Annotated in this window: 18 protein-coding genes; 9 read left to right on the top strand and 9 right to left on the bottom strand. The window is 68.4% G+C overall.

Annotation, left to right across the window (positions count from 1 at the left end):
• Positions 1–53 precede the first annotated feature (53 nt).
• Together AC5P9P_RS17135 and AC5P9P_RS17130 are read left to right on the top strand one after the other, a co-directional pair.
• Positions 54–626 carry an OmpO family porin gene (locus AC5P9P_RS17135; RefSeq protein WP_495232978.1) on the top strand — a complete coding sequence of 191 codons (573 nt, stop codon included), beginning with the start codon at positions 54–56 and terminating at the stop codon, positions 624–626.
• 190 nt (positions 627–816) lie between these two features.
• A complete protein-coding gene (locus AC5P9P_RS17130) occupies positions 817–1494 on the top strand; it encodes a response regulator transcription factor (protein WP_049403468.1) in 678 nt (225 codons plus the stop codon).
• Positions 1495–1500: 6 nt separating this feature from the next.
• On the opposite strand, the gene AC5P9P_RS17125 is transcribed toward AC5P9P_RS17130, so the two are convergent.
• Positions 1501–1938: a DUF6165 family protein gene (locus tag AC5P9P_RS17125; RefSeq protein WP_049403467.1), complete on the bottom strand. Its 438-nt coding sequence runs from the start codon at positions 1936–1938 to the stop codon at positions 1501–1503.
• A gap of 130 nt (positions 1939–2068) precedes the next feature.
• Here AC5P9P_RS17125 and AC5P9P_RS17120 point away from each other — a divergent pair, with 130 nt between their 5' ends.
• On the top strand, positions 2069–2767 hold the full coding sequence (locus tag AC5P9P_RS17120) for a TorF family putative porin (RefSeq protein ID WP_111188011.1): 699 nt from the start codon (positions 2069–2071) through the stop codon (positions 2765–2767).
• On the opposite strand, the gene AC5P9P_RS17115 is transcribed toward AC5P9P_RS17120, so the two are convergent.
• Entirely contained in the window at positions 2764–3912 is a 1149-nt protein-coding gene (locus tag AC5P9P_RS17115) for an MFS transporter (RefSeq protein WP_329772748.1), read from the bottom strand. The genes AC5P9P_RS17120 and AC5P9P_RS17115 overlap by 4 nt on opposite strands.
• Positions 3913–4055: 143 nt before the next feature.
• Here AC5P9P_RS17115 and AC5P9P_RS17110 point away from each other — a divergent pair, with 143 nt between their 5' ends.
• Positions 4056–4943: a LysR family transcriptional regulator gene (locus tag AC5P9P_RS17110; protein ID WP_005407753.1), complete on the top strand. Its 888-nt coding sequence runs from the start codon at positions 4056–4058 to the stop codon at positions 4941–4943.
• Here the strand turns inward: AC5P9P_RS17110 and AC5P9P_RS17105 are convergent.
• Entirely contained in the window at positions 4912–5379 is a 468-nt protein-coding gene (locus AC5P9P_RS17105; RefSeq protein WP_005411992.1) for a YehS family protein, read from the bottom strand. The genes AC5P9P_RS17110 and AC5P9P_RS17105 overlap by 32 nt on opposite strands.
• An 83-nt stretch (positions 5380–5462) precedes the next feature.
• Between AC5P9P_RS17105 and AC5P9P_RS17100 the strand changes: the two genes are divergently transcribed.
• Together AC5P9P_RS17100 and AC5P9P_RS17095 are read left to right on the top strand one after the other, a co-directional pair.
• A complete protein-coding gene (locus AC5P9P_RS17100; RefSeq protein ID WP_005407755.1) occupies positions 5463–5951 on the top strand; it encodes a hypothetical protein in 489 nt (162 codons plus the stop codon).
• A gap of 99 nt (positions 5952–6050) precedes the next feature.
• The gene (locus tag AC5P9P_RS17095; protein ID WP_005411994.1) at positions 6051–6803 is read left to right on the top strand and encodes an SDR family NAD(P)-dependent oxidoreductase; all 753 of its coding nucleotides are present in this window, start codon (positions 6051–6053) and stop codon (positions 6801–6803) included.
• Between the two features lie 89 nt (positions 6804–6892).
• On the opposite strand, the gene AC5P9P_RS17090 is transcribed toward AC5P9P_RS17095, so the two are convergent.
• The 4 genes from AC5P9P_RS17090 to AC5P9P_RS17075 form a co-directional block, all read right to left on the bottom strand.
• Positions 6893–7792, bottom strand: a complete 900-nt coding sequence (locus tag AC5P9P_RS17090; RefSeq protein ID WP_033833599.1) for an SPOR domain-containing protein — start codon at positions 7790–7792, stop codon at positions 6893–6895.
• 21 nt (positions 7793–7813) lie between these two features.
• A complete protein-coding gene (gene argS, locus AC5P9P_RS17085) occupies positions 7814–9502 on the bottom strand; it encodes an arginine--tRNA ligase (protein WP_010486900.1) in 1689 nt (562 codons plus the stop codon).
• A 113-nt stretch (positions 9503–9615) separates the two neighbouring features.
• Positions 9616–10320, bottom strand: a complete 705-nt coding sequence (radC, locus tag AC5P9P_RS17080) for a RadC family protein (RefSeq protein ID WP_033834996.1) — start codon at positions 10318–10320, stop codon at positions 9616–9618.
• A 69-nt stretch (positions 10321–10389) separates the two neighbouring features.
• Positions 10390–11016, bottom strand: a complete 627-nt coding sequence (locus tag AC5P9P_RS17075) for a response regulator (protein WP_033834997.1) — start codon at positions 11014–11016, stop codon at positions 10390–10392.
• 228 nt (positions 11017–11244) lie between these two features.
• On the opposite strand from AC5P9P_RS17075, the gene coaBC reads away from it, so the two are divergent.
• The 3 genes from coaBC to AC5P9P_RS17060 are packed head-to-tail and all read left to right on the top strand — an operon-like array spanning position 11245 to position 15332.
• Positions 11245–12507: a bifunctional phosphopantothenoylcysteine decarboxylase/phosphopantothenate--cysteine ligase CoaBC gene (gene coaBC / locus AC5P9P_RS17070; RefSeq protein WP_033834998.1), complete on the top strand. Its 1263-nt coding sequence runs from the start codon at positions 11245–11247 to the stop codon at positions 12505–12507.
• Positions 12504–12977 carry a dUTP diphosphatase gene (gene dut / locus AC5P9P_RS17065; RefSeq protein WP_495232977.1) on the top strand — a complete coding sequence of 158 codons (474 nt, stop codon included), beginning with the start codon at positions 12504–12506 and terminating at the stop codon, positions 12975–12977. The genes coaBC and dut overlap by 4 nt, the downstream gene beginning before the upstream one ends.
• Positions 12978–12989: 12 nt before the next feature.
• A complete protein-coding gene (locus tag AC5P9P_RS17060; protein WP_033834999.1) occupies positions 12990–15332 on the top strand; it encodes a phosphomannomutase/phosphoglucomutase in 2343 nt (780 codons plus the stop codon).
• Between the two features lie 96 nt (positions 15333–15428).
• On the opposite strand, the gene AC5P9P_RS17055 is transcribed toward AC5P9P_RS17060, so the two are convergent.
• On the bottom strand, positions 15429–16142 hold the full coding sequence (locus AC5P9P_RS17055; RefSeq protein WP_005412001.1) for a response regulator transcription factor: 714 nt from the start codon (positions 16140–16142) through the stop codon (positions 15429–15431).
• A complete protein-coding gene (locus AC5P9P_RS17050; protein ID WP_111108768.1) occupies positions 16123–18783 on the bottom strand; it encodes an ATP-binding protein in 2661 nt (886 codons plus the stop codon). Before AC5P9P_RS17050 ends, AC5P9P_RS17055 begins: the two co-directional genes overlap by 20 nt.
• Positions 18784–18785 lie beyond the last annotated feature (2 nt).

Raw genomic sequence — 18785 nt, 5'->3', positions numbered from 1 at the left:
CGATGGCGCCCTGGCGCTGCTGCACACCATAAGAAAGTAAAAGGTGTACCCCCATGAAGAATTCGCTGATTGCTCTGGCCCTGGCCGCTGCCCTGCCGTTCACCGCCTCGGCTGCTGAGAACCTGTCGTACAACTACGCCGAAGCCGACTACGCCAAGACCGATATCGACGCGTTCAAGGCCGACGGCTGGGGCGTGAAGGGTTCGTACGGCTTCCTGCCGAACTTCCACGCTTTCGGTGAGTACAGCCGCCAGGAAATCGACCACACCAACATCAAGCTGGACCAGTGGAAGATCGGCGCCGGCTACAACGTTGAAATCGCCCCGACCACCGACTTCGTTGCCCGCGTTGCTTACCAGAAGCGCGACCAGAAGCACGGCCTGGACTTCAACGGCTACAACGCTGAAGCGGGTATCCGCACCGCCTTCGGTGCCCACGCCGAAGTCTACGGCATGGTCGGCTACGAAGATTTCTCGAAGAAGCACGGCATCAATCCGGAAGGCCAGTGGTACGGTCGCCTGGGTGGCCAGGTCAAGCTGAACCAGAACTGGGGCATCAATGGCGAGCTGAAGATGAACCGCGACGGCGACAAGGAATACACCGTCGGCCCGCGTTTCAGCTGGTAATAGCTACCTCGGCGCGCCTGCGCGCTGAAGATGCCTCGACAGGCCCGGCGCATGCCGGGCCTGTTGCGTTGTGACGACCCGAAACCGCAGCTGAGCATGTTCCGGGGCCGCTGCTGCGTTGCAATAAATTGGATTCCGCTGCTCCCGGCGCGGGCCTACGGTGGGCACTTCGTACCGTCGGATCCATGTGATGCCGCCTGCCGTTCCCGCTCTGCCCCTCGATCGGCCCCGCCGCCTGGCAATGCTGGCGCCGCATCCCGTGCTGCGCCTGGGGGTGGAGGTGGTGCTTTGCCAGCACGGTGGCGTGCAGGTCTGTGGCAGCTTCACCCGCGAAGGTGATCTGCTCGATCTGCTGCAGCGCCAGCCGGATGGCATCGACCTGTTGCTGATCGACCTGCTGGCGCCGTGCGGACCCGAACAGGGCCTGGCCCTGTTGCGGCTGTTGTCGCGGCGCTGGCCGCTGCTGCCGGTGCTGGTGCTGTCTGCGCACTGCAATGCCAGCACGGTGACCATGGCGATGCAGGCCGGCGCGCGCGGCTTTCTGTCCAAGGGAACCACGCCGGAGATGCTGCGGCGCGCAGTTGACGTACTGGCGCGTGGCGGCCGCTTCGTGCCCCCGGAGTTGCGCACGCAGTTGAGCCGATCGCGCATGCGGCGCACACCGGCGCCGGTGCTCACGCCCTTGAGCCGACGCGAGCGCGAGGTGCTCCGGCTGGTCCTGCAGGGCTGCACCACCGGGGAGGTGGCGCGGCGCTTCGGGCGCACGGCCAGTACGGTCAGCACGCAGAAGCGGACCGCCTACGAGAAGCTGGGCATCCACAGCGATGGTGAGCTGTTCCGCATCCGGCACCTGCTCGAATGCGGATGAGCGGGCTTACTCGCCCTGGTACTGTTTCTCTTCCACCAGCGCCGAACCGGCCACGCGGTTGATCTCGTTCTTCACCTGCACGCGCTCACCATTGGTGCCATAGACACCGCGTGCCAGCTGGATGAAGGCATCGTCGAATACCTGGGCCGCTTCCTTGTCGCGCAGCTGGTCCTGGATGTCCCACATGCGCTCGTTGATCGCCTTCAGCTGCTGCTGCAGCGCGGCCAGGGCCGGCTGTGCCTGCAGCTGCTGCTGCAACAAGGGCAGCAGGCCGTCCAGTTCGGTGCGCACGTTGGCCAGCTTGGCCGCATCGTCGATGCGCTCGGCCTTGATCTGGAGAATGGTGATCTTGTCGATCAGCTCGCCGATCGATACCGGGGTCAGGATGGCGTCCACGCGGTTGGTTCCTGGAAACAGGGCACCATGATACCGCGCTGCTGGCATGTGGCCCCGATCCGCGGGATTTACGCCGAATTTGCGCCACGGGCCCGGCAGCACCCTCGATCCGTTACGGCCCTCGCCTCGACACTGCGTTCCCGGCGGCGTGACCGCCTTCGACGAGGAACACAGTGCAGTGAACAGCAAGGGGATGATGGCGGCGCTGGTGGCCGCCCTGGCAGGGCTGCTCGGGATCGGCAGCGCGCAGGCACAGGTGCAGGTCAGTGGCAGTGCGGCGTTGACCAGTGACTACGTATGGCGTGGCAGCTCGCAGAGCGATGGCGACCCGGCGGTGCAGGCTGGCGCGAAGGTCTCGATCCCATCGGGCTGGTATGCCAGCGCGTGGGGGTCCAACGTTTCGTTCAAGCCGGACAATGGCGCGCGCAGCGAGTTCGACCTGGTGGCGGGCTGGTCCGGCGCACTGGCACCGGACTGGAGCCTGGATGCCAACCTGACCCGTTACGTGTACCCGGGCACCGGCCGCGCGCTGGACTGGACCGAGCTCAACACCACGGTGACCTGGAAGCAGCGCGCCTGGCTGCAGGTCGCCCATTCCAACGATGCGTTGGCCGGTGGCCATCGCGGTACCTATGCCCAGCTGGGTGTGCGTGTGCCGTTGCACGAACGCCTCCGCCTGGAAGCAGCGGTGGGCCAGTACTGGCTGGCCACCGCGCAGGGCCCGGACTACCTGCATGGGCAGCTCAGTGCCATCGCCTCGCTGACCCCGGCATGGGAACTGCGCGCCACCGTGCATGACACGGACAACGCAGCCAAGCGCCTGTTCCCCGGCAACGCCGGTGGGCGATGGGAGCTGGCGCTGCAGGGCAGCTTCTAGTCGGCCAGCGACGCCTGGCGCGCGCGCAGCGCGCCGGGCAGCCACAGCAGCAGGGCCAGCGCAGCCACGGCAGCGCCGGCCACGCAGACGCCCGTCCAGCCGAAGCGCTGGTAGACCTGCGCAGACAGCAGCGAACCCAGCGAACCGCCGATGAAATAGCCGGTCATGTAGCCGGCATTGAGGCGGTTGCGTGCCGCCGGTTGCAGTGCGTAGATCAGGTTCTGGTTGCTGACGTGCAACAGCTGCGCGGCCAGGTCCAGCACCACCACGCCCACCAGCAGCGCCAGCAGCGAGTGTGCCGACAGCCCCAATGGCAACCACGACAGCAGCAACAGCAGCAGTGCAATGGCGGTGGCACGCCCGGTCTGGCCACGGTCGGACATGCGGCCAGCCAGGGCGGCCGCCAGCGTGCCGGCCGCGCCGACCAGCCCGAACAGCCCGATGGTGGCGTCGCTGTAGGCATACGGCGGCTGTGCCAGCAGGAACGCGAGCGGGGTCCAGAAGATCGCGAACATGGCGAAGCTGCAGGCGCCCAGCAGCGTGCGCTGGCGCAGCACCGGTTCCTGCACGAACAGCACGCCGATCGAGCGCAGCAATGCGAAATAGCCCAAGCCGGCGCTGTGGTGGAATCGCGGCAGACCGCGCTGCAATGCCAGTGCGGTCAGCACCAGGGTGGCAGCGGCGATCGCATACACCAGGCGCCAGTCGCCCAGGCTGGAAAGCAGGCCGGCCACGGTGCGCGCCAGCAGAATGCCCAGCAGCAGGCCACTCATCAGCGTGCCGACCACGCGACCGCGATGTTCCGGCGCGGCCAGCGTAGCGGCGAACGGCACCAGCACCTGGGCGACCACCGAGAACAGGCCGGTGATGGCGGTGCCCACCAGCAGCCAGGTCAGTGACGGTGCGCAGGCACTGATCACCAGTCCGCCGGCCGACAGCAGGCTCATCACCACGATCAGGCGGCGGCGTTCGAACAGGTCTCCCAGCGGCACCAGCAGGATCAGTCCGGCGGCATAGCTCAGCTGCGCGGCGGTAACGACCATGCCGACCTGGCCGAACGGCACACCGAAGGCGTCGGCGATGGTGTGCAGCAGTGGCTGCGCATAGTAGTTGCTGGCCACGGCCACGCCGGTAGCCACGGACATCAGCAGCACCTGCCAGCGGTGCAGAGGGGGGAGGGACGGGCTCACGCGGTGTTCCAGGAAGCGGGGGGCACAGTGTCCACCTGCTGCGGCCATGATGGAAATGAATCATCATCATCCATGCCATCTGGAAACGAGATAGTTGGATGAATCTCAAACAGCTCGAGTTTGCCGTTGCCTTGGCCGAGGAGGGCAATTTCACCCGTGCCGCCGAACGCTGCCATGTGGTGCAGTCCGCGTTGAGCCACCAGATTGCCTACCTGGAGCAGGAACTGGGCACGCCGCTGTTCGAGCGCCTGCCGCGGCAGGTGAGGGCGACGGCAGCGGGTGAGGCGCTGCTGGTGCACGCACGCCAGGTGCTGGTCAGCCTGCGCCATCTGCGCGCCGACGTGGCCGCAGTCAGTGGCGAGGTGCGCGGGCTGCTGGCGATCGGGCAGATCTCCTCGCTGACCGATATCGATGTGGTGGCGATGCTGGCCGCGTTCCAGCAGGCGCACCCGCAGGTGGAATTCCAGTTGCGGGTGGACAAGAGCGAGGACCTGATCGCGCAGGTGCAGTCGCGTGACCTGGATGTTGCACTGGTGGGGTTGGCGCCCTCGGCCGGCCTGGACGGGGTCTGCCACCAGATGCTGCAGGAAGAAGACCTGGTGGCGGTGCTGGCGCCGTCGCACCGCTTGGCCCGGCGCAAGCGGCTGCCATTGACCGAATTGCAGGACGAGGCGCTGGTCGACTTCCCGCGCGGCACCGGTGCGCGGCGGCAGACCGACGATGCTTTCGTCGCCGCTGGCCTGCCGCACACAGTGCGTTTCGAGGTCAACCTGATGGAACTGGTCGAGCGCTTCGTCCGCCATGGTCTGGCGGTTGGCATCGTGCCGGCGCTGATTGCCGAAGGCTTCCAGGGCGTGGTGCGGATTCCGCTGCAGCCAACCCCGACCCGCCGCGTGCACCTGGTCTGGCAGCGGCTGCCGACACCGGCGGCGCGGGCGTTCGTCGAGGCCGTGCTCAGCCGCGCAGGCGCAGGCTCAGGCCCTTGAGGAAGTTGCGCAGCATCTGGTCCAGGCAACGCCGGTAGTTGGTGTGCCCGGGCTGGCGGAACAGCGCACCGACTTCCGACTTGGAGACGTTGAAACCGGCGCTGGCGAAGATTTCCATCAGATCGACGTCGCGCAGCTGGAACGCCACGCGCAGCTTCTTCAGCACCAGGTTGTTGTCGATGCGGGTTTCCACCGCGCGCTGCGGCTGGCTCTCGTCGCGACCGCGCAGGTGCACGATCAGGCCATCGAGGAAGTGCGCCAGCGCGCTGTCGCTCATCGCTTCGAAGCCGGCTTCGTCCTCGCGGCGCAGCCAGGCCTTCACCTGTTCGGGATCCACGGCGAAGGCCGGGTCGGCCATCTGGCACAGGGTCACCACGTGGTGGTCGCCCAGGTCCAGGGAATAGCGCACGCTGCGCAGGACATCGTTGTTGATCATGGCCCATTGTACCGGCCCCTGGCGTGTCACCGGACTGTCATCGAACTGCAGCATCGTGGGCACTCGTTCGCTGAGACCCTTGCATGCGCCGGTATCTGTTTTCCGCACTGCTGCTCGCCAGCAGCTTCGCTGCCTTCGCCCAGGACCGCTTCGTACCCGTCGAGCGGCGCCTGAGTGCATCTCAACTGGCCGAGGTCGGGCTCAGTCCAGCGCAGTTGCAGGCGCTGAACCGGGTACTGCGCGAGGCAGAGCGCGCGGCCACCGGGCCGACGGCAGCGGTGGCCCCCGCCGCTGCGCCGCTGCCTGCCAATGTGCCGGCACCGGCAGCAATGCATCTGGGCCTGGAAGAAGGACCGGTCAATGCACGCGTGGTCGGAGAGGTCGCAGGCTGGCAGCCCGGCACGCTGTTCACCCTTGATAACGGCCAGCAATGGCAGGTGATGAAGGGGCAGATGAAGCTGCGCAAGGTGCTGCAGTCGCCGCAGATCGCCGTTGTTCCAGGAATTGCCGGGCGCTGGTTCCTGCAGGTCGACGAAGACCTGCCCAAGGCCCGGGTATTCCGCGTGCGCTGAGCCGCGCACGCCTCGGGCGTGGTCAGCCGGCATCGACAACGCAAGGGCGGGCCGACGGTGCCAGAATGGGCGTCCGGTTTTTCCCCCTGGAGTTGCCTGATGACCCGCACTGTCCTGATTACCGGCGCCACGTCCGGCTTCGGCGCCGCCGCCGTCCACCGCTTCGCCCAGGCCGGCTGGAAAGTGATCGCCACGGGCCGCCGCGGCGAACGCCTGCAGCCGCTGGTCGATCGCTACGGCAAGGACGTGGTGCATGCCGCCGCCTTCGACATCCGCGATCCGGTTGCGATGGAAGCGGCGCTGCTGGCACTGCCGCCGGCCTTTGGCGAGATCGATCTGCTGGTCAACAACGCCGGCCTGGCGCAGGGCACCGCGCCGGCACAGAGCGCCAAGTTGTCGGACTGGACCACGATGATCGACACCAACATCACCGCGCTGGTGACCCTGACCCACCGCCTGCTGCCGCAGCTGGTGGAGCGCAAGGGCGCGATCATCAATATTTCGTCGGTGGCCGGCGTCTACCCGTACCCGGGTGGCAACGCCTACGGTGGCACCAAGGCTTTCGTCAGCCAGTTCTCGCTGGGCCTGCGTTCGGACCTGCACGGCACCGGCGTGCGCGTGACCACGATCGAGCCAGGCATGGCTGAAACCGAGTTCACCGTGGTGCGCACCCACGGCGACCAGGCGGCGTCGGACAAGCTCTACAACGGCGCCAACCCGATGACCGCCGAAGACATCGCCGAACAGATCTTCTGGGTGGCCAGCCTGCCGCCGCACCTGAACATCAATCGCCTGGAACTGATGCCGGTCAGCCAGTCCTTCGCCGGTTTCCAGGTCGCCCGCGAAGGCTGACCGCCGTTTGTAGAGTCGAGCATGGCTCGACTCTGCAGAAACAAGAAAAAGCCGGGCAATGCCCGGCTTTTTCATTCACAGCGGCAGGCTTACTGGGCCTTGATCGCCATCGCCTGCAGGCCGGTGCCATCCAGCTTCTGCTTGGCTTCGGACAGTTCACCGGCACTGCCATACGGCCCCATGCGCACGCGGTACACGGTCTTGCCGTTGATCTGTGCTGACTCCACGCGTGCCGCAAGTCCCATCATCGCCAGCTTGGCCTTGGTTGCTTCGGCATCGCCGGAGGCGCCGAAGGCGCCTGCCTGCAGGATATAGCGGGCGTTGTCGGCGGCCGCGGGTGCGGCAGTGGCCGGGGTACCCGCCGTTGCCGTTGCGGTTTCCGCGCGCGCTGCCGGCGTGGCGGCGGCGGTGCTGGTCGAGGCCGTGCTGGCCGGCGGCGTTGCCGCAGCCGGACGTTCACTCAGCGGTGCCGGCAGCGGACGGCTGGTGGCGGTCACCTGCGCGGTGCTGGACACGCTGGCGGTGGCCGCCGGTGCCGGTGCGGTCGTGGTCGCCGGCGGAACCGGCTTGCCTTCCAGTGCCGCCTGCGCGCGCTGTGCTTCGGCCTTGGCCCGGCGCTGGTCTTCGGCACGCGCGCTGGCGGCCAGTTCGGCGTCGGACATCTCGACTTCCTTGCCCGGCAGCAGGGTGTAGAAGTCGTACTGGGTGGCGGCCGGCTTTTTCGGTTCGGCCTGCTTCGGCGCAGCCGGCTGCGCGGCCGGCTGGGTACCGACATCGCTGTCGGCATCGGCGACCGGGGCCGGCTGCGCGTTCGGGTTCGGCTGCGGACCGGCGCGCAGGAAGCCATCGCCCTCGCCCTTGAACAGGTTCGGCGCCGCCAGGAACACCACGGCCGCGATCGCTACACCGGCCACCAGCCACACCCATCCGGGGGTGCCCTGGCTGCCGCTGTTGCGTCGTGCCTGGCTTTTGCCGCGTCGTGCTGCCATGTGTACTGCGTCTCCTGATGCTTACATTTTTTCCGGGGCGCTGACGCCCAGGAGTTCGAGGCCATTGGCCAGCACCTGGCGTGCCGCACAGGCCAGGGTCAGCTTGGCATTGCGGTCGGCGGCGTCATCCACCAGTACCGGCGTCCCGTGATACCACGTGTGGAACGCATGCGCCAATTCACGCAGGTACTGCGCCACCAGATGCGGTTCCAGCGCCACGCCGGCCGCTTCCACCACTTCCGGATAGCGCGAGATCTCGTTCATCAGCAGCAGCGAGGCGTCGTCGGCCAGGCGGCCGAGGTTGGCCAGGCCGTTGCCCTGCTCATACACCAGGCCCTTCTCCTGCGCCTGGCGCAGCAGGCTGCAGACGCGGGCATGCGCGTACTGCACGTAGAACACCGGGTTGTCGTTGCTCTGCTGGCGGGCCAGGTCGATGTCGAAGGTCAGCTGCGAATCTGGCTTGCGCGCGATCAGGAACCAGCGGGTGGCATCGCGGCCGGCTTCCTCGATCAGGTCGCGCAGGGTGAAGTAGCTGCCGGCACGCTTGGACAGCTTCACTTCCTCGCCGCCACGCATGACGGTGACCATCTGGTGCAGCACGTATTCCGGCCAGCCCTGCGGGATGCCCACTTCCATCGCCTGCAGGCCGGCGCGCACGCGGGCCAGCGAGCCGTGGTGGTCGGCGCCCAGCTCGGTGATCGCGCGCTCGTAGCCGCGCTGCCACTTGGACAGGTGGTAGGCCACGTCGGGCACGAAGTAGGTGAAGGTGCCGTCGGACTTGCGCATCACGCGGTCCTTGTCGTCACCGAAGTCGGTGCTGCGCAGCCACAGCGCGCCACCTTCTTCATAGGTATGACCCGACGCCTGCAGCTTGGCCACCGCTTCGGCTACCTTGCCGTCGGCGTACAGCGAGCTTTCCAGGAAATAGATGTCGAAGTCGACGCCGAACGCGGCCAGGTCCAGGTTCTGCTCGTTGCGCAGGTAGGCCACGGCGAAGCGGCGGATCGCCTGCATGTCGTCCGGGTCCTTGGCGCCGACCACGGTGCTGCCTTCCAGGTCGACGCTGGCGCCGGCCATGTAGGCGCGGGCGACGTCGGCGATGTACTCGCCGCGGTAGCCACCTTCCGGCCAGCCGTCCTGGTCCGGCGCGATGCCTTTGATCCGTGCCTGGGTGGACAGCGCCAGGTTCTCGATCTGCACGCCGGCGTCGTTGTAGTAGAACTCACGCTTGGCGTTCCAGCCGTTGGCATCGAGCACGCGCGCCACGCAGTCGCCGATCGCCGCCGCGCGGCCATGGCCGACATGCAGCGGGCCGGTCGGGTTGGCCGACACGTACTCCACGCCCACCGTGCGGCCATTGCCGGACAGGTTGCGACCGTAGTCGTGGGCTTCCTTGATGACCGACGCGGCTTCGCGCTGGTACGCGGCCGGGGCCAGGTGGAAGTTGATGAAGCCGGGGCCGGCGATCTCGACCTTGCTCACGTCCTCGCTGCGCGGCAGCGCCTCGACCAGCGCCTGCGCCAGTGCGCGCGGATTGCTGCGCGCGGCCTTGGCCAGCAGCATCGCGGCGTTGGTGGCGAAGTCGCCGTGGTCGCGGGTCTTCGGGCGCTCGACCACGAAGTCCGGCGGCAGGGAGTCGGCGGGCAGGGTGCCATTGGCGCGCAAGGCTTCGATGCCTTGGCTGATCAGGGCGCGGAGGAGATTTTTCACGAGGCCTGCTGTGAGAATGAGCGGCGGAATCGCCCATTTTAGCGCAGATACCCACGCCCACGCTGACCAGAACATGCCTGTGGGGGCGGCCGATGGCGCCTGAAGGGCCGCGCTCAGCCGAACAGCCGCGGCTGGGGCAGGGATAGCAGGCCCCGTTCAGCAAATGAAACGGGACGGCCCTCGCCGACCACGAAGTGGTCCAGCAGGCGCACGTCCACCATCGCCAGCGCCTGCTGCAGTTCGTCGGTGATGCGGGTATCGGCGCTGGAGGGTTCCGGGTCGCCGGAAGGGTGGTTGTGGCTGAGGATCACCGCCGCCGCGTTGTGCAGCAGAGCGCGCCGCACCACTTCGCGGGGGTAGACCGGTGCGGCGTTGATGGTGCCGTGGAACAGCTCTTCACAGGCGATCAGGCGGTGGCGGTTGTCCAGGAACAGGGCCATGAAGACCTCGCGGGCCTGGCCACGCAGCCGGTGCTGCAGGTAGCGGCCGACCGCCGCCGGATTGTTGCCAACCGCCTCGCCGTGCTCCAGCTCGGCCGCCAGGTAGCGATGGGCCAGTTCCAGCCCGGCAGCAAGCGTGCAACTGCGTGCCGGGCCGAGCCCGGGCAGGCGGGCGAGCTCGGCGGCGGGGCGGTCGAGCAGTACCCGCAACGGGCCGTGCGCCTGCAGCAGGTCGCGCGCGGTCTGCACGGCATCGCGGCCACCGAACCCGGAGCCGAGAAACAGGGCCAGCAGTTCGGCGTCGGAAAGTGCCGTGGGCCCGCGCGCGATCAGCTTCTCGCGGGGGCGTTCCTGTTCGGGCCAGTCATGGATGGGCATGGCCCATCATCGCCAGACCTTGCGGTGGCTCCCATCGGGGCATGCCGCGGACTGGGGTCGGAGGTTGCCTCAGCCGCGCCGGGTCTGCAGGTAGTCGAACAGTTCCTGGTTGTTCTGCAGGCCCAGCTTGCGCTTGGCTTCGGCCTTCTGCCGGCTGATGGTCTTCGGGCTGCGCCCGCAGCGCTCGGCGACTTCGTTCACGCTGAGGCCGGCTGCCAGCAGCTCCAGCACTTCCTGTTCGCGTGCCGACAACGGCGCCGGCTGACGCGGAAACAGCAGGTCGCGCGCCTGCAGGTGGTGGCGCAACTGCTGGGAGACGAATACCTGCCCGGCCAGCGCGGCGTTCAGCGCGTGGGGCAGTTCGGCGAAATCGGCGCACTTGTCGACCAGGCCACTGATACCCTCCCGCAGCAGGCTGTCCAGCAGGCCGGGATGGCGGGCGCCGGTCAGCACCACCACCGGCAGGCCAGGGCGGCGCATGCGCAGCGCGTCGATCAGCTCCGGACCGTCCGGACCGGCACCCGGCATCGACAGGTCGGTCAGCACCGCATCGCAGTCGTGGTGATCCACCAGCTCCAGCAGCTGGGCGCCGTCGCGCGCACTGCCGACGATGTCCATCAGGTAGGTCTGCAGCACGATACGGATGCCATGCAGGACCACGGGATGGTCGTCGGCGATGATGATGCGCGGATGCACGCGGCTCCTCGAAGGTCGGACAGGCCACGGCGGGCGGCAGCCAATGCCTGATTCTGCAAAAGCGCAGACCCGTAGAGGTATAGGAAAGGTCCGAAACTGGTACCGGGTGAATCCCGGGTCAACGGAGACGGACTCCATCTGCTGATAGCCGCCCGCTATGTGCGCCCTGCACCGGGACATTACCGGCCATCGGGTAAGCTAGCGCCCTCGTTTGCACAGGAATTCCAGGTGGCTGACTCCCCCAACGCTTCCCCCGCGCCGGCCCGCGCGCTGGAAGGTCAGAAACTGCTGTTGTGCGTCGGAGGCGGGATCGCGGCCTACAAGGCCCTGGAACTGGTGCGGCGCCTGCGCGACGCCGGTGCCCAGGTGCAGGTGGCGATGACCGCCGGAGCACAGCAGTTCGTCACTCCGCTCAGTTTCCAGGCCCTGTCCGGGCAGCCCACCCGCACCACGCTGTGGGACAGCGCCGCCGAACAGGCCATGGGCCACATCGAGCTGGCCCGCTGGGCCGACCGCATCGTGGTCGCCCCGGGTACCGCCGATCTGCTGTCCCGGCTGGCCCAGGGCCACGCCGATGATCTGGTCAGCACCCTGTGCCTGGCCAGTACCGCGCCACTGACGATCTGCCCGGCGATGAACCACCGCATGTGGCTGCATCCGGCCACCCAGGCCAACATCGCCCTGCTGCGCCAGCGCGGCGCGCAGGTGGTCGGCCCGGTCGACGGTCCGCTGGCCGAAGGCGAGTCCGGTCCCGGCCGTCTGGCCGAACCGGGCGACATCGTTGCCGCGCTGGCTGCCAATGGCAGTGCTGCAGCGGCGGTTGTCGCACCGGAAACCCGCGCGCTGCAGGGCCTTCGCCTGCTGATCAGCGCTGGCCCGACCTATGAAGACATCGATCCGGTGCGCTACGTCGGCAACCGCAGCAGCGGCAAGATGGGCTTTGCCCTGGCCGCGGCCGCCGCGACGATGGGCGCCCAGGTGGTGCTGGTCAGCGGTCCGGTACAGCTGCCGACGCCAGCCGGCGTGCAGCGCGTGGACGTGCGCTCGGCCGCGCAGATGCGCGATGCCGTGCTGAAGTCGTTGCCGGCCGACATCTATATCGGTGCCGCCGCGGTGTCCGACTACACGCCACGCCAGGTCGCGCCGCAGAAGCTGAAGAAGACCGCCGACAGCCAGTCGCTGGTGATCGAGCTGGTGCGCACGCCGGACATCCTCGCCGAAGTCGCTGCACAGACGCAGTCGCTGAAGCTGGTGGTCGGCTTCGCCGCCGAGACCCACGACGTGGAGAAATATGCGCGTGGCAAGCTGGTCGACAAGCGCCTGGACCTGGTGATCGCCAACCAGGTCGGCATCAGCGGTGGTGGATTCGAGAGTGACAACAACGCCGCCACGGCCTTCTGGCAGGACGGTGAACAGGTATTCCCGGCCACCTCCAAGCGCGAGCTGGCCGAACAACTGCTGGCGCTGATCGCGCGGAGACTCCAGGCATGACCCAGGCTTTCACTTCCCAACCGCTGCAGGTCAAGCTGCTTGATCAGCGTTTCGGCGACAGCTGGCCGCTGCCCGCCTACGCCACCGAAGCCAGTGCCGGCATGGACCTGCGCGCGGCGCTGGATACCGCGCTGACCCTGCAGCCGGGCGACACCGCGCTGGTGCCCAGCGGCCTGGCCATCCATATCGCCGATCCGCACCTGTGCGCGGTGATCCTGCCGCGTTCCGGGCTGGGCCACCGCCACGGCATCGTGCTCGGCAACGGCACCGGCCTGATCGACGCCGATTACCAGGGCCCGTTGCTGATCAGCGTCTGGAACCGTGGCCGCGAGGCCTTCACCATCGAGCCGGGCGATCGCATCGCGCAGCTGGTGGTCGTGCCGATTGCCCGCGTCAGCCTGCAGGTGGTGGATACTTTCACCGACAGCGTGCGGGGAACGGGTGGATTCGGCCATACCGGGGTGCGTTGACGGGGGACATTGATGAGCGGCATCGGGGAAGGGCAGCGGGAACGGTCGTTGGGACGCAGTGCGCCACTACTGGGGGTGCTGCTGGTCCTGCTGGCCGGCTGGTTCGGATGGAGCGCGGTGCAGCAATGGCGGCAGGAGTCCAATGGCCAGGCGCTGGAAGAAGCGCGTGACCAGGCCGTGCAGGGCTTGCAGGAGGCCGCAGCCGGCCAGCTGAAGCAGCTGCAGCAGCAGTTGAAGAACGAACGCGTGCAGCAGGCACTGCAGGCCGGTGACGCCGCGGCAGCGGCGCTGGCCGTGCGCGAGAGCTGGACCGGCGTGGAGCAGGCTGACGTGCTGACCGCCGATCTGGCCACGGCCTATGCCGACCCGGCCACCTTCGGCTACGCACGCCTGGCCCTGCTGGAACAAGCGCTGGCCGAGGGCAAGCCTGGCCTGCGCGTGGTGCGCGATGCAGGTGGCAATCGCCTGGGTCTGGCGGCTCCGGTGCAGCTGGGCAGCCTTGGCCCGGCAGTGCTCTACGTGCGCCAGCCATTGCTGCGGCTGACCTCGCCGCTGGACCAGGTGAGCGCCCCGTCCACCGGTTTCCTCGGCCTGCGCCAAGGCACGCATGACCTCGTTGCCCAGGGCGACGCCGGCCTGGCCGAGAGCGCCGAAGCGCTGGCGCGCCCGGTTCCGGGCACGCCGTTGCGGCTGGTGGCCGCCGTACCGAATGTCGAAGCGGGTCCACTGGGCCTGGGTTCGCTGGCCAGTGCCATCGTCGCGCTGCTGCTGGCGTTCATCGCCGTGCTGCTGGTGGTGGGTCGCGGCCGGCTGCCGAAGTCGCTGCCGTTGCCGCGCCGTGCGGCCGTGGCGGAAGCGGATCATGGCCCGACCCTGAGCGAGAGCCTGCAGATGGCGCCGCCACCGGTGGCCGCCGCCAGCGCCGCGGACACTGCGCCGCCGCCGCCACCGGTCCCTGCCGGGGAACTGGCCGCCGGCATCTTCCGCGCCTACGACATCCGTGGCGTGGTCGGCAGCGAACTGACGCCGAAGACCGCCGCGCTGATCGGCCAGGCCATCGGTACCGTGGCGCTGGAACAGGGCCTGCGCGAGGTGGTGATCGGCCGTGATGGCCGCCTGTCCGGCCCGGAACTGGCTGCGGGATTGGCCGAGGGCCTGCGTCGCACCGGTTGCGCGGTGATCGACGTCGGCCTGGCACCGACGCCGGTCGTCTATTACGCCGCCTTCCACCTGCGTACCGGCACCTGCGTGGCGGTCACCGGCAGTCATAACCCGCCCGAGTACAACGGCTTCAAGGTGGTCATCGGCGGCGAGACGCTGTCAGGCGATGCCATCACCGATCTCTACCAGCGCATCGTCGAGGGGCGCCTGGCGCAGGCGGCCGAGCCGGGCGATTACCAGCAGCGCGATGTCAGTGCCGACTACATCCAGCGCATCGCCGACGACGTGCAGCTGGACCGCCCGTTGAAGGTCGTGGCCGATGCCGGCAACGGCGTTGCCGGTGCGCTTGCACCACAGCTGCTGGAAGCCATCGGCGCCGAAGTCATCCCGCTGTACTGCGATGTCGACGGTACCTTCCCCAACCATCATCCCGACCCGAGCGAGCCGGCCAACCTGGAAGACCTGGTGCAGACGGTCAAGCGCTTCGGCGCCGACCTCGGCGTCGCCTTCGACGGCGACGGAGACCGGTTGGGCGTGGTCACCGGCGAAGGCAGGATCATCTATGCCGACCGCCTGCTGATGCTGTTTGCCGCCGATGTGCTGATGCGCAACCCCGGCGCGATGGTGATCTACGACGTGAAGTGCACCGGCAAGCTGTCCGATCACGTGCTGCGCAATGGTGGCAGCCCGTTGATGTGGAAGACCGGGCACTCGCTGATGAAGGCGAAGATGCGCGAGACCGATGCCGAGCTGGCCGGCGAGATGAGCGGCCACTTCTTCTTCAAGGAGCGCTGGTTCGGTTTCGACGATGGCCTGTATGCCGCCGCACGACTGCTGGAGATCCTGGCGCAGCGCGAGGAAACCCCGGACGAGGTGCTGGCCGAGCTGCCGGAGATGGTGGCCACGCCGGAACTGAAGGTGCCGGTGGCCGAAGGCACGCCGCACGCGCTGGTGGCGATGCTGGTGGCGGCGGCACAGTCGCCGGAGAATCCGTACGTGGGTGGGCGGCTGTCGACCATCGACGGCCTGCGCGTGGACTTCCCCGATGGTTGGGGCCTGGTGCGCGCGTCCAACACCACGCCGGTGCTGGTGCTGCGCTTCGAGGGCAACGACGAGGCGGCACTGGAGCGCATCCAGGCGCTGTTCCGCAGCCAGCTGCAACCGGTGCTGGGCGACACCCCGCTGGGGTTCTGACCCCTTTGGAAGCTGCAGCAGAATGGGTAGTGCCGGCCGCTGGCCGGCAAGCCCATGAACCTCACACACCCTGCAGTTGCCGGGCTGCGGCCGGCACTACCCCTTGAAACGCAAGCCCACGCCTGGCTCGGTGAACAGGTAGCGCGAATCCAGCGCTGAATCACCCAGCTTGTGCCGCAGCTTGCCGACCAGGATGCGCAGGTAATGGGTGTCGTGCTGGTGGGTCGGGCCCCAGATTTCCTGGAGGATCTGCGGCTGGGTCACCACCCGCCCGGCATTGCGCAGCAGCAGCGACAGCAGCGCGTACTCCTTGCGGGTCAGCGCCACCGGCTCGCCATCCAGCGCCACTTCGCGGCGTACGAGATCCACATGCAGATGGCCATCGTCGAACACCGGTGGCGTGCCGTCGCTGGGCACGCTGCGTGTGCGCAGCAGCGCCCGCACCCGCGCCATCAGCTCCTGGGTGCCGAACGGCTTGGTCACGTAGTCATTGGCGCCGGTATCCAGTGCGCGCACCTTTTCGGCTTCACCCGCACGCACGGTCAGCATGATCACCGGCACCTGGCTCCACTGCCGCAGTTGCTCCAGCACCTCATGGCCTTCCATGTCCGGCAGGCCGATGTCCAGGATCACCAGGTCCATGTCCTCGCTGGCCGCCAGCTGCAGGCCTTCCTGGCCGGTGGCCGCCTGCCGCACCTGGTAGCCCTGCGCGCGCAGGCTGATGTCCAGGAACCGGCGGATCTGGGTTTCATCATCGATCACCAGCACGCGCGGGGCCGGCGCGCTGGCGTCAATCGGAGTCGGGCTCATCGTGGGAGGCTGGCTTGAGCAGGGGCAGGGTGATGCGGATCAGGGTACCGCGACCGTCGCGTCCGGGCAGCGCCTGCACGCTGCCGCCATGCGCACCGACCATGCCCTGGCAGATGGTCAGGCCCAGGCCGGTGCCGTGGCGGCCACGGTCGCCGCGCTCGACGCTGTAGAACATGTCGAAGATGCGCGCGCGCTCGTCATCGGGAATGCCGGGGCCGGCATCGATCACATCGATGCGCAGCTGTCCGTCCAGTTCGCGCGCCTGCACCTGCACGGCGGCATCGGGTGGCGAGAACTTGGCCGCGTTCTCCATCACGTTGAACACCGCCTGTTCAACCAGCGCCGGGTGTACCCAGATCGGCGCGAGCGTGGCCGGAATATCCAGCTCCAGCCGCACCTTGGGCTGGTAGCGCTGCAGGCGCCGCGCCGCTGAGCCGATCAGCTCGTCCACGCCGATCCAGTCGCGGTTGATCTTCAACCCTTCGTGGCCGAGCCGGGTCATGTCCAGCAGGTTCTGGATGTAGCGGTCCAGCCGCTCGCCTTCGACCAGGATGGTGTCCAGCAGGGCACGGCGATCAGCCGTATCCATCGCCGCACCGTAGCTGGCCAGGCTGTCGGCCGAACCGATCATCGCCGCCAGCGGCGAGCGCAGGTCGTGTGACACCGAAGAGAGCAGGGCCGAGCGCAGCCGCTCGGTCTCGTTGCTGACGTGGGCCTGCTCCAGTTCGGCCACCAGCCGCGTGCGCAGCGCGGCCTGGGCGATGTCGTCGACCATCGCCTCGGCCAGCTGCCGCTGCTCCGGCAGCAGGCGCGCCTGTGCGCCGGGCAGGTAAAGGCCCGCCACGCCGATGGCGCGGTCTTCGCCATCCAGCAGCGGCAGGAACCACCATTGCGCACCGGCCAGGGTGTCGGTGAAGCGCCCGCTCGGCTGGCCGTGGCGCAGTGCCCAATCGGCGGCGGCCAAGTCGGTATCGCCCGGCTGGCTGCGGCCACCGGTTGCGGTATCGGCGCCGATCCGTAGCCACGCTGGAACGTCCATGGCCTGTTCCAGTGCATGCCGACCCGCCTGTGCCACCTCGCCGTTGCCGGCCGCGCTGGCCAGCTGCCGTCCCAGCTGCTGGCGCGCACGCGCATGTCGATTCGCCGCACGCAGCGCGATCACCTGCATGCGCAGGCGCGAGGCCAGGCGTCCGGCCACCAGCGCGGCGGCCAGGAACAGGAACACGGTGATCACGCCCTGGCGCGCGCCGATGGCGAAGGTGAAGCGCGGCGCGATGAACAGGAAGTTGTAGGCGAGGAAGCACAGGATCGCCGCCATCACCGCCACGCTGGCACGCGTGCGTGCGGCCACCAGCACCACCGCCACGATGAACACCATCGACAGGTCGGCCATGCCGACCCAGCGTTCGGCCAGCCATGCCACCGCACAGGCCAGCGCGGTGGCGATCAGCGCCTGCACCGGTTCGTAGCTGATGCCGCGCATCGGCGGCAGCAGGCCCTCCCGGCGCGAGCGCGCACGTGCCTGCGGGGTGCTGATGATGGTGATCTCGTAATGCGCGCCGCGCTGGATCAGCTGCTGGGTCAGGGTGCGGTTGAACATCCGCGCCAGTGGACGTTCGCGGGTCCGGCCGAGCACCAGGGTCGACACGCCGTTGTGCGCGGCATGGTCGAGCAGGGCATCGGCGATGCTTGATCCGTGCAGCAGTTCGGCGTCGCCGCCGAGGCGCCGTGCCAATGCGAAGGCCGCATCGATCTCGCGCCGGGTCGCCTCGTCCTGGCGTCGGCCCTGCACGGTCACCACCGTCCACGGCGCATCGCGGCGTTCGGCGATGCGCCGCGCCACCCGCACCAGGTACTCGCTCTGACCGCCGCCATCAATGGCCACCAGCACGCCACGACGCAGTGGCAGGTTGCTCTCGCCGCGCGCGGCGCGCGCTTCACGCAGGCTGCTGTCGACGCGGTCGGCGGCCTCCTGCATGGCCAGCTCGCGCAGTGCGGTGAGGTTGGCCGGCGAGAAGAACGCCTGCAGCGCCTGCGCGGCCTGTTCGGGCACATAGACCTTGCCCTGCTGCAGGCGCGCGATCAGCTCGCGCGGCGGCAGGTCGACCAGCACGATGTCATGCAGGCGGTCGAGCACCCCATCCGGCACGGTCTCGCTGACCCGCACACCGGTGATGCGCATCACCACGTCATTGAGGCTTTCCAGATGCTGGATGTTGACCGTGGTCCAGACGTCGATGCCGGCATCCAGCAGCTCCATCACATCCTGCCAGCGCCGCTCGTGGCGGCTACCCGGGGCATTGCGGTGTGCCAGTTCGTCCACCAGCACCAGCGCCGGATGCCGTGCGAGCACGGCATCCAGGTCCATCTCCTGCAGCACATGGCCGTGGTAGTCCACGTCCTTCAGCGGCAGCTGTGGCAGCCCCTCCAGCAGCGCCTGGGTATCGGCGCGGCCATGGGTTTCCACCAGCCCGACCACCAGGTCAACGCCGCGGCGCAGCTGTTCCTGCGCGCGGGTCAGCATGGTGTAGGTCTTGCCCACGCCCGGCGCCGCGCCGAGGAACACGGTCAGCTTGCCGCCGGCTTCGCGTTGCAGGCCTTCGACCAGGGCATCGGCCTGGCGGGTACGCGCATCAGTCATGG

The organism is Stenotrophomonas sp. YJH_SMC_14-1 (assembly GCF_059372275.1).
This window is presented reverse-complemented; position numbering and strand designations above follow the sequence as displayed.

Excerpts from the sequence above, each read along its gene's own strand:
- AC5P9P_RS17135 (WP_495232978.1), top strand. The coding sequence starts at position 54 with ATGAAGAATTCGCTGATTGCTCTGGCCCTGGCCGCTGCCCTGCCGTTC.
- AC5P9P_RS17130 (WP_049403468.1), top strand. The coding sequence starts at position 817 with ATGCCGCCTGCCGTTCCCGCTCTGCCCCTCGATCGGCCCCGCCGCCTG.
- AC5P9P_RS17125 (WP_049403467.1), bottom strand. The coding sequence starts at position 1,938 with ATGCCAGCAGCGCGGTATCATGGTGCCCTGTTTCCAGGAACCAACCGC.
- AC5P9P_RS17115 (WP_329772748.1), bottom strand. The coding sequence starts at position 3,912 with ATGTCCGTGGCTACCGGCGTGGCCGTGGCCAGCAACTACTATGCGCAG.
- AC5P9P_RS17110 (WP_005407753.1), top strand. The coding sequence starts at position 4,056 with ATGAATCTCAAACAGCTCGAGTTTGCCGTTGCCTTGGCCGAGGAGGGC.
- AC5P9P_RS17105 (WP_005411992.1), bottom strand. The coding sequence starts at position 5,379 with ATGATCAACAACGATGTCCTGCGCAGCGTGCGCTATTCCCTGGACCTG.
- AC5P9P_RS17100 (WP_005407755.1), top strand. The coding sequence starts at position 5,463 with ATGCGCCGGTATCTGTTTTCCGCACTGCTGCTCGCCAGCAGCTTCGCT.
- AC5P9P_RS17095 (WP_005411994.1), top strand. The coding sequence starts at position 6,051 with ATGACCCGCACTGTCCTGATTACCGGCGCCACGTCCGGCTTCGGCGCC.
- AC5P9P_RS17090 (WP_033833599.1), bottom strand. The coding sequence starts at position 7,792 with ATGGCAGCACGACGCGGCAAAAGCCAGGCACGACGCAACAGCGGCAGC.
- radC (WP_033834996.1), bottom strand. The coding sequence starts at position 10,320 with ATGCCCATCCATGACTGGCCCGAACAGGAACGCCCCCGCGAGAAGCTG.
- dut (WP_495232977.1), top strand. The coding sequence starts at position 12,504 with ATGACCCAGGCTTTCACTTCCCAACCGCTGCAGGTCAAGCTGCTTGAT.
- AC5P9P_RS17060 (WP_033834999.1), top strand. The coding sequence starts at position 12,990 with ATGAGCGGCATCGGGGAAGGGCAGCGGGAACGGTCGTTGGGACGCAGT.
- AC5P9P_RS17055 (WP_005412001.1), bottom strand. The coding sequence starts at position 16,142 with ATGAGCCCGACTCCGATTGACGCCAGCGCGCCGGCCCCGCGCGTGCTG.
- AC5P9P_RS17050 (WP_111108768.1), bottom strand. The coding sequence starts at position 18,783 with ATGACTGATGCGCGTACCCGCCAGGCCGATGCCCTGGTCGAAGGCCTG.